At 70.8% G+C, this 14,601-nt stretch carries 18 protein-coding genes; 11 read left to right on the forward strand and 7 right to left on the reverse strand.

Annotated elements, in window-relative coordinates; translation table 11 throughout:
- Window position 1 precedes the first annotated feature (1 nt).
- Window positions 2-661: a GNAT family N-acetyltransferase gene (locus tag OWR29_RS36130; RefSeq protein WP_267567983.1), complete on the forward strand. Its 660-nt coding sequence runs from the start codon at window positions 2-4 to the stop codon at window positions 659-661.
- Here the strand turns inward: OWR29_RS36130 and OWR29_RS36135 are convergent.
- Complete coding sequence (locus OWR29_RS36135; protein WP_267567984.1) at window positions 650-910, reverse strand: hypothetical protein; 261 nt, start codon at window positions 908-910, stop codon at window positions 650-652. The genes OWR29_RS36130 and OWR29_RS36135 overlap by 12 nt on opposite strands.
- 71 nt (window positions 911-981) lie before the next feature.
- Between OWR29_RS36135 and OWR29_RS36140 the strand changes: the two genes are divergently transcribed.
- Window positions 982-1,572, forward strand: a complete 591-nt coding sequence (locus OWR29_RS36140; protein WP_267567985.1) for a DinB family protein — start codon at window positions 982-984, stop codon at window positions 1,570-1,572.
- On the opposite strand, the gene OWR29_RS36145 is transcribed toward OWR29_RS36140, so the two are convergent.
- From OWR29_RS36145 to OWR29_RS36160, 4 genes are all read right to left on the reverse strand, one after another.
- The gene (locus OWR29_RS36145; RefSeq protein WP_267567986.1) at window positions 1,524-2,234 is read right to left on the reverse strand and encodes a hypothetical protein; all 711 of its coding nucleotides are present in this window, start codon (window positions 2,232-2,234) and stop codon (window positions 1,524-1,526) included. The genes OWR29_RS36140 and OWR29_RS36145 overlap by 49 nt on opposite strands.
- A 69-nt stretch (window positions 2,235-2,303) precedes the next feature.
- Window positions 2,304-3,470 carry an acyl-CoA dehydrogenase family protein gene (locus tag OWR29_RS36150; RefSeq protein WP_267567987.1) on the reverse strand — a complete coding sequence of 389 codons (1,167 nt, stop codon included), beginning with the start codon at window positions 3,468-3,470 and terminating at the stop codon, window positions 2,304-2,306.
- Between the two features lie 12 nt (window positions 3,471-3,482).
- The gene (locus OWR29_RS36155) at window positions 3,483-3,890 is read right to left on the reverse strand and encodes a DUF1810 domain-containing protein (RefSeq protein WP_267567988.1); all 408 of its coding nucleotides are present in this window, start codon (window positions 3,888-3,890) and stop codon (window positions 3,483-3,485) included.
- On the reverse strand, window positions 3,887-4,285 hold the full coding sequence (locus OWR29_RS36160) for a ChaB family protein (protein WP_267567989.1): 399 nt from the start codon (window positions 4,283-4,285) through the stop codon (window positions 3,887-3,889). The genes OWR29_RS36155 and OWR29_RS36160 overlap by 4 nt, the downstream gene beginning before the upstream one ends.
- Before the next feature lie 84 nt (window positions 4,286-4,369).
- Between OWR29_RS36160 and OWR29_RS36165 the strand changes: the two genes are divergently transcribed.
- The 4 genes from OWR29_RS36165 to fliQ all read left to right on the forward strand — a co-directional run bounded on the left by OWR29_RS36165 (window position 4,370) and on the right by fliQ (window position 7,052).
- Window positions 4,370-4,846: an RICIN domain-containing protein gene (locus OWR29_RS36165; RefSeq protein ID WP_267567990.1), complete on the forward strand. Its 477-nt coding sequence runs from the start codon at window positions 4,370-4,372 to the stop codon at window positions 4,844-4,846.
- Between the two features lie 26 nt (window positions 4,847-4,872).
- Entirely contained in the window at window positions 4,873-5,832 is a 960-nt protein-coding gene (locus OWR29_RS36170) for a hypothetical protein (RefSeq protein ID WP_267567991.1), read from the forward strand.
- Between the two features lie 24 nt (window positions 5,833-5,856).
- A complete protein-coding gene (locus OWR29_RS36175) occupies window positions 5,857-6,519 on the forward strand; it encodes a maleylpyruvate isomerase N-terminal domain-containing protein (RefSeq protein WP_267567992.1) in 663 nt (220 codons plus the stop codon).
- A 260-nt stretch (window positions 6,520-6,779) separates the two neighbouring features.
- The gene (fliQ, locus tag OWR29_RS36180) at window positions 6,780-7,052 is read left to right on the forward strand and encodes a flagellar biosynthesis protein FliQ (RefSeq protein WP_267567993.1); all 273 of its coding nucleotides are present in this window, start codon (window positions 6,780-6,782) and stop codon (window positions 7,050-7,052) included.
- Window positions 7,053-7,417: 365 nt separating this feature from the next.
- Here the strand turns inward: fliQ and OWR29_RS36185 are convergent, their stop codons facing one another.
- Window positions 7,418-8,539: an ROK family transcriptional regulator gene (locus tag OWR29_RS36185; RefSeq protein WP_267567994.1), complete on the reverse strand. Its 1,122-nt coding sequence runs from the start codon at window positions 8,537-8,539 to the stop codon at window positions 7,418-7,420.
- 91 nt (window positions 8,540-8,630) lie between these two features.
- Between OWR29_RS36185 and OWR29_RS36190 the strand changes: the two genes are divergently transcribed.
- Together OWR29_RS36190 and OWR29_RS36195 are read left to right on the forward strand one after the other, a co-directional pair.
- Window positions 8,631-9,893, forward strand: a complete 1,263-nt coding sequence (locus OWR29_RS36190) for a DUF1479 domain-containing protein (protein WP_267567995.1) — start codon at window positions 8,631-8,633, stop codon at window positions 9,891-9,893.
- Between the two features lie 284 nt (window positions 9,894-10,177).
- On the forward strand, window positions 10,178-10,654 hold the full coding sequence (locus OWR29_RS36195; RefSeq protein WP_267567996.1) for a GNAT family N-acetyltransferase: 477 nt from the start codon (window positions 10,178-10,180) through the stop codon (window positions 10,652-10,654).
- Window positions 10,655-10,777: 123 nt separating this feature from the next.
- Here the strand turns inward: OWR29_RS36195 and OWR29_RS36200 are convergent, their stop codons facing one another.
- On the reverse strand, window positions 10,778-11,581 hold the full coding sequence (locus tag OWR29_RS36200; RefSeq protein ID WP_267567997.1) for an inositol monophosphatase family protein: 804 nt from the start codon (window positions 11,579-11,581) through the stop codon (window positions 10,778-10,780).
- A gap of 131 nt (window positions 11,582-11,712) precedes the next feature.
- On the opposite strand from OWR29_RS36200, the gene OWR29_RS36205 reads away from it, so the two are divergent.
- The 3 genes from OWR29_RS36205 (at window position 11,713) to OWR29_RS36215 (ending at window position 14,601) form a co-directional block, all read left to right on the forward strand.
- On the forward strand, window positions 11,713-12,270 hold the full coding sequence (locus OWR29_RS36205; protein WP_267568080.1) for a sugar O-acetyltransferase: 558 nt from the start codon (window positions 11,713-11,715) through the stop codon (window positions 12,268-12,270).
- On the forward strand, window positions 12,267-13,214 hold the full coding sequence (locus OWR29_RS36210) for an LLM class flavin-dependent oxidoreductase (RefSeq protein WP_267567998.1): 948 nt from the start codon (window positions 12,267-12,269) through the stop codon (window positions 13,212-13,214). Before OWR29_RS36205 ends, OWR29_RS36210 begins: the two co-directional genes overlap by 4 nt.
- 373 nt (window positions 13,215-13,587) lie before the next feature.
- Entirely contained in the window at window positions 13,588-14,601 is a 1,014-nt protein-coding gene (locus OWR29_RS36215; protein WP_267567999.1) for an alpha/beta fold hydrolase, read from the forward strand.

Raw genomic sequence — 14,601 nt, forward strand, 5'->3', positions numbered from 1 at the left:
TGTGCTGGAGAATCCCGTGTGGGCCGCCCTCTCGGGGCCGCAGGCCTGTTTCGCCGAGGCGTCCGGTGACGCCGCCCGCTTCCTGACCGACGTCGCGCCCTGGTGCGCGGTGGCCGACCCGGCCGACCCGGCCGGCTGGGCCGACCTGGCCCAGCTGACCGAGTACGCGCTGCTGACCGCGCCCGAGATCGAGGCGCCGCCGGGCTGGGAGGCGGTCGCCCGCACCCCCGGCGTGCAGATGGCCGGCCACACCATGACCGGCGTGCCCGACCCGGACGCGGTGGTGCTGACCGAGACCGACGTGCCCGAGATGCTGGAGCTCGTCTCCCGCGCCAAGCCGGGCCCGTTCGGCAAGCGCACGGTCGAGCTCGGCCGTTACCTGGGCATCCGCCACGAGGGCAAGCTGGTCGCGATGGCCGGCGAGCGGTTCCGGCTGCCGGGGTGGACGGAGGTCAGCGCGGTCTGCACCGACCCCGAGTTCCGCGGCCAGGGCCTCGGGGCCCGGCTGACCATGGCCGTGGCGGCCGGCATCCTCGAGCACGGCGATCTGCCGTTCCTGCACGTCACGGCGGACAACGCGGCGGCCATCCGGCTCTACGAGCGGCTCGGCTTCCAGGTGAGTCACCCGGTGGTGTTCGCGGCCTACCGGCTACTCCCCTAGCGCGCCGTCCGGGTTCGGCCGGGCGTTGCCCGCGTCGGCCCAGCGGTCCTGCAGGTCGCCGATCTGCTGCAGCACGTCGGCGATCTCGCCGCGCACCCGCTCGAGGCGGTTCTGCTCGTCGTGGGGCAGGCCGCCGCCGTGCTCGTGCGAGGTCAGCGTGCTTTCCGACTCCTCCAGCTCCTCTCGCCGCTCGTGCAGCCGGTTGAGCTGGGACTCGTACTCTGCCTGGGTGATCGGTTCGGGTTGCATGGCCGTGCCCTTTCCCGCGCGCCGCCGGCGGCGAACCTTTTCTGTCGTACGGTGATGGAAAGCTCAGCTCCATGGTGAGCTTCGACCCCAAGACCGATCTTGTCCACTACCTGCAGCAGGCGCGCGAGGCGCTGCTGTGGAAGCTCGACGGGCTGTCCGACTACGACGTCCGCCGCCCGCTGGTGCCCACCGGCACCAATCTGCTCGGGCTGGTCAAACACGTCGCGAGCGTCGAGGCGGGCTACTTCGGCGAGACCTTCGGCCGCCCCTTCCCCGAGCCGATGCCGTGGATCGCCGACGACGCCGAGGACAACGCCGACATGTGGGCCACCGAGTCCGAGTCGCGCGAGCAGATCGTCGACCTCTACCGGCGCGTCTGGGCCCACAGCGACAAAACCATCGCCGAACTGCCGCTCGACGCGCCCGGGCGGGTCCCGTGGTGGCCGGCCGAGCGGGCCGCGGTGACGCTGCACCAGATCCTGGCCCACATGATCGCCGAGGCGGCCCGGCACGCGGGGCACGCCGACATCGTGCGCGAGCTGATCGACGAATCGGTGGGGGTGCGGGCGTCCCACAGCAACCTGCCGCCGGGCGACAAGCAGTGGTGGTCCGCCTATCGCGAGCGGCTCGAGCGGGTGGCCCGCTTGTCGCTGCGCGAATGAGGGCGGCGGGCCCGGCGGGGCAGTTGCACGCCGGTGAGGGTGCGCAGGGCGGCCGGGCCGCGCTTGCGGGGCGCCTTCCGCGGCGGGCGCGGCGAGTGCGCGAGCAGGTCGATGGTGTCGTGCGTGCGTACGGGGTCCGGCTCCTCGGTCTCCTCGGGGCGCGCGTAGGCCGCCTCGTCCACCGTTTCGACCGGCGCGGCCGGGGTGAAGCGCGGGAAGCGGTCGGCCGCCGCAGTCGCCCGCTCGGGCCCGGCGAAGACGAGGGCGGCGGCCAGGTTGGCCACGGCGAAGGGCAGGCCGAGCAGCAGCCAGCCCGGGTTCGAGCCGATCGAGCCGGCGGCCAGCACGGCGGCGGTAACCGCCACGGCGACGGCCGCGCCGGTGCTGATCCGCCGCACCGAGAAAGAGCCCCATCCGGCGAGCCGGGCCACCGCCGTCGCGCAGAGCGCGGCGAGCACCACTGCGACGACCCACGAGACGATGAGCGGCCACAGCCGTCCCCAGGTGCCGTTCTCGTCGCCGAAGAAGAGCATCAGCAGGGGCACGCCGATCACGGCCACCGCCAGCAGCACCACCGCGTCGACGGTGAGCACGATCGCCGCCGCCATCACCGTGTCGACCCGGGAGACCCGCACCGACTCCCTCGCCTCGATGTCGACCATCGCCCCGCCGCCCTCCGCCCGATCCTGACGGAGGAACTTAACGTATCGACGCCGGTGGTGTCTCGTCGGCTACAGCTGGCCGTGGTTCGGGGGTTGAGTGTCGCTCAGTTCCCAGGCGGCCAGGTGGTGGTACTTCCAGTCGACCGGGTCGTGCACGCTGTGGGTGCGGGCATTGCGCCAGTGGCGGTCCAGGTCGTACTTGCTCGCGGCCGAACTAGTGCCGCACAACGCGAAGAGCTCCGAGCCCGCCTCCACCGCCACCTCGCTGCCGAAGGCCTTGGCCGCGGCCACCGCCAGCGAACCGCGGGCGGCAGCCTCGGCGTCGGCCGGCACCCGCCCGATCTCGTCCAGAGTGCGGGCGGCGTCGGCCAGCAGGGCTTCGGCCGCACGCACCCGGGTGGCCAGCCGGCCGTAGCGGTACATGACGTGCGGATCCCCGACGGCGGCGGTGGCCCCGGCCCGTACGGCCTCGGTCGAGGGTCGGGCCTTCTCGCGCAGATAGGCGCGGGCGTCGGCCAGGGCGCCACCGGCGATGCCGACCTCGATGGCAGCGTGCACCAGTTGGGCGCGCGCCCCAAGCTGCTGCGGCACCTCGTAGGCGCGGCTGTAGTCGAGGGCGAACTCGACCGGCACGTCGGTGAAGGTGGCGGTGCCGCTGATCGTGGCCCGCTGCCCGATCACGTCCCAGTCGGTGCCGACCTCCACGCCCGGCGCGTCGCGCGGCACAAAGGCGAGCACGAGCCGCCCGTCCTCGCCGATCGCGCTCACCGCGATCCAGGCGCTGGTCAGGGCGCCCGTGGTGTAGTACTTGACGCCGTTCAGCCGGCCGCCGGCCACCCGGGTCTTCAGGTCTTGCGCGTGCTTGCCGCCCCGCTCGGCCAGCGCGTTGCCGATCCGGCGCCCGGCCAGCACCTCGGCGTAGAGCCGCTTGCGCAGATTGTCGTCGCCGTGCACGGCCAGCACGTCGACCAGCAGGAAGTGGGCCTGCGGCACCTGGGCGATCGCGGGATCGGCGGCGGCGATCAGCCGGGTCACCTCGGCCAGTGTGGACGGACCCAGGCCGGGCCCGCCGTCCTCGGCCGGCACGGTGAGCGCCAGCAGACCGGAGCCGTCCAGCAGGCCGAGGGCTTCGTGCGGCACGACATCGGCGCCGTTGCGGTCACGGTCGATCGCGCCCGGGGCCAGGGCGGCGGCGAGTTCGGTGGCGGCGGCGACGGCTTCCCCGTGGGTCTTCATCGGGGCACGGTATCAACGGTTCAGCAGCTCCAGCGTGCGCTGGTCGGGGCCGTCGTAGAAGTGGTCGATGACCTGCTGGAACGGCGCCGGGTCGTCCGCCGCCGCACGGAACAGAGTCATCGACGAGCGCAGCTTCAGGTCGTCGGGGTAGCCGAAGATCTTCTCGGCAGTCCCCTCGGTCTTCGCCAGTAAGGCGGCCAGCTCGAGCAGGCGCGGGCCGAGGACGGGGTGCGCGAGGTAGTCCCGGGCCTCGTCGAGGTCGCGGATGGCGTAGTGCTGCGCCGTCGGGCTCGAACCCAGGCCGCTGAGCTGCGGGAAGATGAACCACATCCAGTGCGTGCGCTTGCGGCCCGCCATCAGCTCGGCCCGGGCATCCTCGTACGTGCCGTTCTGGGCCTCAACGAAACGATCAAGACTCATTTCTTCAGGCTACGACGCGACTCCCGCGCGTTGGCCTTCTGGATGGCCTCGACCAGCTCCGCCTTGGTCATGCGGGAACGACCGGTGACGTCGAGCCGCTTGGCCACATCCATCAGGTGGGCCTTGCTGGCGTTGGCGTCCACCCCGCCGGCCGTCTCGGCCTTGGTGTCCCGGCCGCCGGCCGCCTTCTTGTCGCTCGGGCCCTTCTCTTCCTTGGGCTCCCAGTGGTCGCCGACCTTCTCGAACGAGTGCTTGACGGCCGAGAAGGCGGTGCGATGCGCGCGCTCGCCCTCGCCGTACTGCTCGACGGCCGAGTCGTGCGTCTTCGCGTACGTCTCCTGCGCCTTCTTCGGCGAACGCTTCAGGGTCGACGGCATGTCCTCACGTGCAGGCATGAGTTTGTCGTTCCCCGCTCGGGGCTGCGCAAACGCGCCTAGGGTGAATCGACCCCCCGCCGCATACAACAAAAGAAGGCTCTCATGCGCGCGGTTTCCAAGATCTTCGCGGCTGCCCTGGTGGCGTCGTCGCTGTTCGTGGCGGTCAGTCCGGCCCACGCCGCGACCGGCGTGTTCGTCAACCGGAACGACAACCGGTGCCTCGACGCCGACAACTCCCGCCCCGCCCACAACGGCACCACGGTGCAGATGTGGCAGTGCATCGCGGGCGGCAGCAACCAGAGCTGGACCTTCTACAAGGACGGCACCATCCGCAGCTCGTGGGACGGGCGCTGCCTCGACCTCGACATCGCCGCCGGCACCGGCAACGGCACCAAGGTGCAGCTGTGGAAGTGCAACGGCGGCCTCAACCAGAAGTGGAACGTCAACGGCGACGGCACGATAACTAGCCGGCACGACGACCGCTGCCTGGACGAGGACATCGCCGGCGGCACCCGGAACGGGACAAGGGTGCAGGTATGGGACTGCAACGGGTGGCTGAACCAGAAATGGCGCCGGTAACGCCCTAGTTTCCGGACAATGAGGGCATGTCGGACGGCGAGTTTCTCTGGTACGCCGGGGCGCTGGCCGCCGCGGGCCTGCTGTTCCTGATCCTGGCCGTGCTCGGGCTCGGCCAGGGCCTGGTGCTGCGCGTGCTCGACGTGCTGCTCGGCCTGGCGTTCCTGGGGTACGCCGGCTACCTGATGGTCGTCGCCCCCGAGTCGCCGTTCATGTCGTGGTTCGTCTTCGCGACGCCGGCGCTCGGGCTGGCGGTGGCCGTGGTCGCGCGCCGCCGCTCCCGGGTCAAAATGAAGCGCCTCGAAGAAGACCACAGTTCCCCGCCGTACGCGGGTCCGCCCCCCGCCTCGGCCGAACGCCAGCCGTTCCCAACCCCGCCGCCGCCACTCGACCCGTCGGCGCCCACCCCCGAGAAGAAGGCCGCCGGGAGTTCCGCCGGGGGTTCCGCCGCTAGTCCGATGCCGTCCGGCCTGCCGCCGTCAGGGCTGGGCGAGTACCCGGTGGAGGCCGAACCGCGGCCGCCCCGGCCGTCCGGCCTGCCCCAGCCCCCACCCGCCACCGATCTGCCCCTTCGCTCGGCGGGTCCTGGCTCCGCTCATGGTTTTGACGCACCGCGGCCGCACGCCGAGCCGGGGCCCGCTCATGCATTCGACGCCGCCCAGCCGCACGGTCTCGCTCGTGGTTCCGATGCCGCCCAGCCGCACGGTCTCGCTCGTGGTTCCGATGCCGCCCAGCCGCACGGTCTCGCTCGTGGTTCAGATGCCGCCCAGCCGCACGGTCTCACTCGTGGTTCCGATGCCGCCCAACCGCACGGTCTCACTCGTGGTTCCGATGCCGCCCAGCCGCACGGTTTCGCTCGCGGTTCCGATGCGGCGCGGCCGCACGCCGAGCCGGGCGCGCCCGGTTACCGGGCGCGGCACGGGGCGTCCGATGACGAGACGGCGGTGCACGACTACGCCCGCGGCCGCCACCGGGCCGACGGCGAGTGAGCCGGCCCTGACTACATTGGCGGCATGGACTACCGCCGGACGTACCGCTCCGCCGCCGTCACCTTTGTCGACCTCGTGAGCCGGGTGCCGGCCGAGCGGCTGGACGGTCCCGGCCTCGGCGAGTGGACGCTGCGCGAGCTGATCGGCCACACGGTCAGCTCGGGGCTGGAGCAGGTGCCCGGCGTGCTGGCCACCGCTGCGTCCTCGGCTCCGCGCTCGCCGTCCCTGCCCGGCGCCACCGGCGGCGGGTCCCGGGCCGTCAACATCGAGGCGCCGGAGGGCTACTTCGCCTTCGTCCGCGACGTGCCCGCCGAGCTGTACGCGGCCGCCGTGGCTGCCTCCGGCGACGACGCCCGCCGGGCCGCCGCCGACCTGCTTGGCTCGGTAGGCGAACTGGCCGGCCGAGCCACCCAGGCGTTGGCCGCGGTCGGCGACGACGACGTGGTGACCACCCCGGTCGGCGGCATGCGCGTTCGCGACTGGCTTCCCACCCGGACGTTCGAGCTGGTCGTGCACGGCTCCGACGTGGCCGCGGCAGCCGGTGTGCTCGCCGGTTTCGACCCGGCGGCCGTCTCGGAGGCCACTCTGCTCGCCACGCGCATCGCCGTCGCGCTGGGCGAGGGTTCCGCTGTGCTGAGCGCCCTGACCGGCCGTACGCCGCTGCCCGACAAGTTCTCGGTCGTCTGACCAGCCGACCCGGCCCGCCGCCGCCCTGACCGGCCACCGATGACGCCGGCCAAGCGCCCTCGTCTTGACCCGCCCGGGCTTGCCGATCAGGCCGCCCGCCCCCAATCGCGGGGCGCGAGCGTCGACCCATCTTTCGTCCCGGTTCGAGCAGGTCGCGACGTACGGTCGGGCCGGGCGGACCTGAGCGTTCCGGCCCGAGTCTCACCGAACTGCAACCGGTCTGCTCTCCAACGTGCGCCGAAACGCCCGAACAGAGGGATATGACCGACACAATGATCATCGAACTGGGCCTGGGCGCCATGACCATCGCCGCCAAGATGTGCGCGCCGGTCCTGCTGACCGCCCTGGCGGTCGGCTTCGCCATCTCCCTGTTCCAGTCGGTGACCCAGATCCAGGAAGCAACCTTGTCCTTCGTCCCCAAGGCCGCCGCAGTCTGCGCAGCCCTCCTCTTCTCGGGCAACTGGATGCTCCACGAGATGATCACCTACACCACGCAACTCTTCGGCCGCATCCCCCAGCTAATCGGCTCCTAGCCGCACCGCCCGTCCCGCAAGCGCGCCCTTCCAAGCCGGGCGCCGACCGACTGTGGAACGCCCACAACGAGACGTCGGCCTTGCGCTACGTCGAAGAGAGCGTGCCGCACGCCGCGGCCGGCCAGGGCCGTTCCGACATCGCGTCCGCCCCAACGGCCACCTTTCAGCTCGAGTGCGCCGCACGCCGCGGTCAGACACGGCCGATTCCACGTCGCGTCCGCCCCAACGGCCACCTTTCAGCTCGAGCGCGCCGCACACCACGGTCAACCAGGGCCGATTCAACTTCGTGTCCGCCCCAACGGCCACCTTTCAGCTCGAGCGCGCTGCACACCGCGGTCGGCTGATTCTGCCGAAGTTGCCCATATCTAACGGGCGACGATCAGCTCGCGCAGACGGTGGAGGGCATCGGCGCGCGCGCCGGCCAGCGAAGGCTCGAACTCCACGGCCGCCGCCCGCACCCGCACCGGCCGAGGCGAGCGTGACACCTCCCCGGCGATCGCTTCGACCAGATGCGTCCCCCACCGCCCGCCGACGACCACCACCTCAGGGTCGATGAGCGTAGCCAGCGCCGCGATCAGTCCACCGACCGCAACTACGACCTCGGCCGGCCGCTTCTCGAGCAGCAAATCCACGTCGATAGCCGTGGAGTTCCGGCGCCGCAGACCAAGTTCACCGAACACTTCGATCAACGGCATCGCCCATCCCCCGGGCCCCACGGTGATCAGATGAGCCACCTCGCCGGCCACCCCGCGCCGTCCTCGCCGGACTTCCCCGTCACTGACGATGGCGCAGCCAAGCCCCTCATCCAGATACACATAGGCGAAGTCGTCCACCGGCATAGCCGCCCGCTCCGCCTCGGCCGCCCAGTTGACGTCGTTGTCCACATGAACGACCCCACTGACGCGCCCCGCCAGCACCCCCACCGGGTCGATCTCGCCCAGCAGAAACGGCGCATCCGGCAACTGCAACAGCCGCCCCGTCCCCCGATCCACCGGATCCGCGGCACTGACCACCGCCACCCGGGGCCGGATGCCGCTCGCGCGGAATTCGGCCTCCTGACTCGCCTCGACGAGATCGCGCACTTGGTCGACGGCTCGGACCAAGGCGGCGGTCACGTCGTCGGGACGGGCGGGACGGCCGATCGGCTCCTCAGCGCGGGCGACCAGATCGCCGTACGCGTTGATGCTTTCGGCCACCACGCCCTCGGGCGCGATGCTGACGGCCAGCGCGGCGCCCACGTCCGGGGCCAGCGAGTAATACGAGCCGACCCGCCCTCGCCCGCGACCGCCCGGAGTGCGTTGGCCCGTGTCGACCACAAGACCCGCCTCGACCAGGCGGCGCACGCTCTCGCCGGCGGTGGGCTTCGAGATGCCGGTTTCGGCGGCCAACTCCGCACGCGTCAGACGGCGATATCGCATCAGCGCGCGCAGCACGTGCTCGTCTGTCAGCGAGCGCAACAACTCCTGGGAGGGCTTGGCCGGATCCACAGCGCCATTCTAGTCAGGGCTCTTGCCTAGAAAGGGCGAGGGGCATTACGGTGCTTTCTAGTTAGGGGCCATGACTAGAAGGAGACCCGCCATGCCGCTTCCCCACTGGGAGGAGACGCCCGCCGACCTGCCCGCCGCCATCCGCCAGATCAAGGCTGCGCTCCGACAGCAGATCGCTGCCTCCGGCCGTACGGCGGAAGAGGTTTTCGCCGTCGTCGAGCGCTCCATCGCCGCGGAGGTTGCCGAGATCAGCGCCGCCCGCTCGCGTGGCGAGACCATCTGGCCGGTCATCGACTACAAGGACATCGAGTCCGGTGCCGTGAGCCCGGCCGACGTCGCCTTGCTGCGCAAGCGCGGGTGCCTGGTCGTGCGCGGTCACTTCGAGCGGTCGCAGGCCCTGGATTGGGACGCCGGCATCGTGCGGTACGTCGAGGACAACAACTTCTTCGAGGACTACCGCGGCCCCGGCGACGACTTCTTCGGCAGCGTCGGCTCGAAGCCCGAGATCTACCCGATCTACTGGTCGCACGCGCAGATGGAGGCCCGGCAGAGCGACCGCATGGCCCGCGTGCAGGCGTTCCTCAACAGCCAGTGGAAGCACACCTCGGAGGGTGTGCAGTGGTTCGACCCGTCCCGCGACTCGCTCTACCCCGACCGCATCCGCCGCCGTCCCGAGGGCGCCGACTCGGCCGGCCTGGGGACGCATCTCGACCCCGGCACGCTCGATCTGTGGATGACCGAGGCTTATCAACAGGCCTTCCGTCACCTGTTCAACGGGGATGTGGAGAAGTACGACCCGTGGGACGCGGCCTACCGCACGTCCGGTCCGCAGTACCCGGGCTCGACCATGTGCTCGGCGTTCCGCACGTTCCAAGGTTGGACGGCGTTGTCCGACATGGCGCACGACCAAGGCGTGCTGCACACCGTGCCGATCCCGGGCGCGATGGCCTACCTGATGCTGCGCCCGCTGCTGAGCGACGTGCCCGAGGACGACATGTGCGGCGTCACCGTCAACCAAGTTTTCCCGGCCAGCGACAAATGGCACGGCCTGCTCATGGAGGCCCTGGCCGGCATCCCCGACGTCCAGGCGGGCGACTCCGTCTGGTGGCACTGCGACATGATCCACAGCGTCGCCCCCGTCCAGGACCAGAAGGGCTGGGGCAACGTCATGTACATCCCGGCCGCCCCGTGGTGCCCGCGCAACGAGGTCTACGCCGCGAACGTCCGCGAGGCCTTTCTGACCGGCTCCAGCCCCTCCGACTTCCCGGCCGAGCACTACGAGCGTGCCTGGTCGAACCGCTTCACCGAGGCCGACCTGAACGAGACCGGCCGCCGAGGCCTGGGCCTGGCCTGACCCACGCTTCCGATCGCCGCGGCCGCCGAGCCGCGGCGATCATGCGTCGCCGACGCCCGCGTGCTGCCGGACCGGCCTAGTCGCACCCGCACGCAACGCTGCACCAGCGGTCGCGCACATATGGACGCTTTCGAGCAACGCGCGAAGCGAACGAACGCACGAACGCTCGAGGCGCACGAACGCGCGACGGCGCTCGCGCCTCGCCGGCCGGCCGGCCATTCCCGGACGTCTTGGGCGGCGCTTAATCGGTGTCCCGCCCGAAGGACGCTCACTACGCTCGAGTCATGATCAACGCGCGGCGGGCCACGGTGGACGATGCGGAAGAGCTGGTACGGCTGCGGGGCGTGCTGTTCGGCGTCGACGACGACTCCGACGACAACGGCTGGCGCGATGCGGCTCGCGGCATCTTGCTGCGGCGGCTGGCCGAGGAGAAGCCGTCGATGGCCGGCTTCGTCGTCGACCAGCCCGACGCCGGCGGCCGGCTTGCGGCGTGCGCTGTCGGCATCGTCGAGGAGCGACTGGGCGGTCCCCGCAATCCCCACGGCCTGGTCGGTTACATGTTCAACGTCGCGACCGACCCCGCGCATCGCCGCCGTGGCTATGCGCGCGCCTGCACCTTCGCGCTGATCGAATGGTTCCGCGCTCAGGGCGCCGGAATGGTCGACCTGCGCGCGAGCGCAGACGGCTTACCGCTCTACACCTCACAGGGCTTCGTCCTCACCGCCGACCCCGCGATGCGGCTGAAGCTTTCGAACACCTGATGCCGACAGCGGCGAAGACAGTCGGCGCGTCGAAGCGCCATCGCCGGGGGCCGAGCGACCTCCGATCGGCAAGTGAACACGACGAGCCTCGGAGGTGGTCGTCCGTGTCGGGTAACCGCTAAGTCAGGCGATCAGGGCCAGCAAAGCCGAGTGAGTGTCACGGTCCGCCGCCACGATCAGGCCTTGCCGTCCGGTGTGCGGCGGCCTGCCGTCGAGGCTGGTCACTACGCAGCCGGCGCTCTCGCATATTGCGATACCGGCGGCGAAGTGGACGCTGTCGGACAAGTGGCCGTCGGTGACGTAGGCGGCTCGGCGGCCGGCGGCGACCCAGGCCACGGCCAGGGTGCTCGAGATGACGCGCGGGCGGAACCGGACGGTGAAACGGTCGTCCATCAGCAGGCGGGCCGCCCGGAACCCGGGGGCGTTCGGGAACGGCGGGTCAAGGTTGAGGTCGACGAGATCGGTGGAGCCGTCGGGCATCAGGCGTTCGTCGTGCCCGCCGCGCCGGGCGTAGGCGTGCTCCCCGTCCGTCCAGAACACCTCGCCCGCGAACGGGTCCGCACTGGCGGCCGCCACCGCTCGGCCGGCGCTGCGCAGCGCGACATTGACGGATACGAGCATGGTGCGGGCTGCGTAGTTGAGCGTTCCGCACAGCGGGTCGACCAGCCACTCCCGGCCTGCCCCGGTCTTGGGCCCCACCTCGGTCGCGCCTTCGGTGCGTCCGCTCTCCTCGCCGACGATCACATCCGCGGGCCGAGCCGCGCGCAGCACCTCGAGGATCGCCTCCTCCGCGTGGACGTCGGCCTCGGTCGCGAAGTCACCCCGGCCCTTGTCGAAACGCGCCAGCTCAGTGCCGTACCGCTCGAGAACGACCGCCGCACCCGCTTCGGCCGCCGCCAGGGCCAGTTCCGCATCGCTGTTCATCATCGGGTCGATCTTAGGCAGAGCGCGCACATCAGTGATCAAAAGAGGAGCCTGCCGGATCGTGCGGAGGCGCGAGGCGGTAGGCATGGATGGTGACTCTTGAGGAACAGCGGGCGCACATTCTGACCGGCGCGATGTATGACGATCTGACACCCGAGCTGGTGGAGGCGCGGCAGCGGACCGTGTTGCTGACCGGCGAGTACAACGACAGCTTCGGACAGCCTCAGGCGGCACGCGAGGCGATTCTGCGGCGTTTGTTGCGCAGTGTGGGCGAGGGTTGTCATTTGGAGCCGACGTTCCGGTGCGAGTTCGGGTTCAACATCAGTGTCGGGGACCGGTTCTACGCCAACTTCGACTGCGTACTGCTCGACGGTGGTGGGATCACCATCGGTGACGACGTTCTGTTCGGGCCGCGGGTCGGCATCTACACGAGCAATCACGCCATCGACCCGTTCGAGCGGGCGGCCGGTGGCTGCTATGCGAAGCCGGTGACCATCGGTGACCGGGTCTGGGTCGGTGGTGACGTCACGATCAATCCGGGTGTGATGATCGGTGACGGCTCGGTCGTGGGGTCGGGCAGTGTGGTCACACGGCCGATCCCGGCCGGAGTGATCGCCGCGGGAAATCCGGCGCGGGTCCTTCGTAAGATCAACGACGCGGACAAGACCGGATTCAAGGGGGGCTCGTCGTGACACGTGCCGGTGTGATGCTGCCGCGGGATCTACCTGTGGACGAAGTGCTCGACTATGCGCGACGTGCCGACGAACTCGGCTTCGACGAGTTGTGGGTGGTGGAGGACCTCGGCTTCCGGGGCGGCATCGCACAGGCGGGCGCCGTGCTCGCGGCGACCTCACGCATCGTCGTCGGCATCGGGATCCTGCCGGCCGGCGCACGAAACGCGGCCTTCGCGGCGATGGAGCTGGGCACGCTGGCGCAGTTGTTCCCGGGCCGCCTGATCGCCGGGATCGGCCACGGCATGCCCGACTGGATGCGGCAGGTCGGCGCCTGGCCGGCCAGCCCGCTGACGCTGCTCGAGGAGTACACGGTCGCCCTGCGGACGCTGCTGCGCGGCGAGCCGGGACCGAAGGCGGGCCGGTACGTCCGTGTCGAGGGCGTTGTCATCGGTGAGAAGCCGGAGGTCGTCCCGCCGGTCGTTCTCGGGGTGCGCGGGCCCAAGTCGATCGCGCTGGCGGGCCAGGTCTCTGACGGCGTGCTGCTGGCCGAGCCGGCCGCGCCGCCCTACGTCGAGGCGTCCATCGGTCACTTGGGCTCCAGGGAACTCGAGGTCATCACGTACGACGCGGCCGTGGTCGGCGCGGACGGCCGGGGGGCTCGCGACCTGGTGCGACCGGGCCTGGCCGCGATCGGCGAACCGGACTGGGCGCCGCACCTGGCGCCGCTGCCCTTCGCCGAGCAGCTCGCCCGCCACCGCCAGGCCTCAGCGGGCCCGGAGGAATTCGCGGCGACTCTGCCGGACGAGTGGGTCGGCGAGTTGGCCCTGGCCGGTACGCCCGACGAGGTGCGGGCCCGGATCGCCGCCCGCCACGACGCCGGAGCGACCAGCGTCGTCATGATCCCGGCCGAACCGGACCGCCTGGCCGCCCTCGACCGCCTCGCCCAGGTCCTGCCGCGATAGCCCGCGCGACCGCGGTCCCCGGCGCGGAATATCCGCGCCGGAACAGCGAACCGCCGGGACCGCCGCGCGCATAGCGGGATCGCACGGATGCCGACGCCACGAACATGGCACGGCTATCAAGATGGCGGAACCACGCGTATGACGGGATCGCCAGGATGCCGACGCTACGAACATGGCGCGGCCGTCGGGATGGCCGAGCCGTGCGCATGGCGTGACCATCCGGATGGTCAAGGTATCTGAAACGCACGTCACGGTGTGATCTGTGGACCAGGGTGCCCGGGCGCCTCCGGCCAGTGGTTTCTCCTGGGTCCAAGACGCCGGCGCGATGTGAGCGTGGGAAGCGAAAACCCGTTATCCACAGCGGAGGCTTCCCATGCACACGAACTCGAATCGTCGCCAGTTCCTGCAAGCCACCGGAACAGCCGCGCTCGCCGCGGGCATCGCCCCGCTCGTCGCGAGCAACGCCGCGTCGGCCGGCCCAAACGCCCACGCCCGGTTCGGCCCGGTCAAACAGATCAACGCCGGCGTTCTGAACGTGGGTTACGTCGAACTCGGCCGGCCCACCGGCCGCCCGGTCATCCTGTTGCACGGCTTCCCGTACGACATCCACAGCTTCGAAGAAGTCGCGCCGCTGCTCGCCGCGCGCGGCTACCGCGTGATCGTCCCGTACTTCCGCGGACACGGATCGACCACGTTCCGGTCGCCGTCCACCCCGCGCAACGTCGATCAGGCGGCGTTCGCCCTGGACATCCTCGCACTGATGGACGCACTCAAGATCAAACGAGCGGTTCTGGCCGGCTACGACTGGGGCTCACGCACGGCCGACATCATCGCGGCGCTGTGGCCCGAGCGGGTCAAGGCGCTCGTCTCGGTCACCGGGTACCTCATCACCAACCTGGCCGCCAACCGCAATCCACTGCCGCCGGCCGCCGAGAACGCCTGGTGGTACCAGTACTACTTCGCCACCGAGCGTGGCCGGCTCGGGCTCGAGCAGTACTCGTACGAGCTGGGTGAATTCATCTGGCGCTTCAACTCGCCGACGTGGAACTTCGACGAGCGCACGTACGCCCGCACGGCCGCCGCCTTCAAGAACCCGGACTACGTGCCGATCGTGCTCGGTAACTACCGCTGGCGGCTCAGCCTCGCGCCCGCCGAGCCCGAGTACGCCGAGATCGAGGCCCGGCTGCAGCAGGCGCCCCCGATCGGCGTCCCCACCATCACCATTGACGGCAAGCACGACCCGTTCACCCCGGCCGGCGACGGCAGCTCCTACCGGAACCACTTCACCGGCAAGTACCGCCACCGCACGTTCGACGTCGGCCACAACGTGCCGCAGGAAGCGCCGCGCGAGTTCACGCAGGCCGTGATCGACGCCGACCGGCTCTGA

Source organism: Paractinoplanes pyxinae (assembly GCF_026626335.1).
Taxonomy (GTDB): domain Bacteria; phylum Actinomycetota; class Actinomycetes; order Mycobacteriales; family Micromonosporaceae; genus Actinoplanes; species Actinoplanes pyxinae.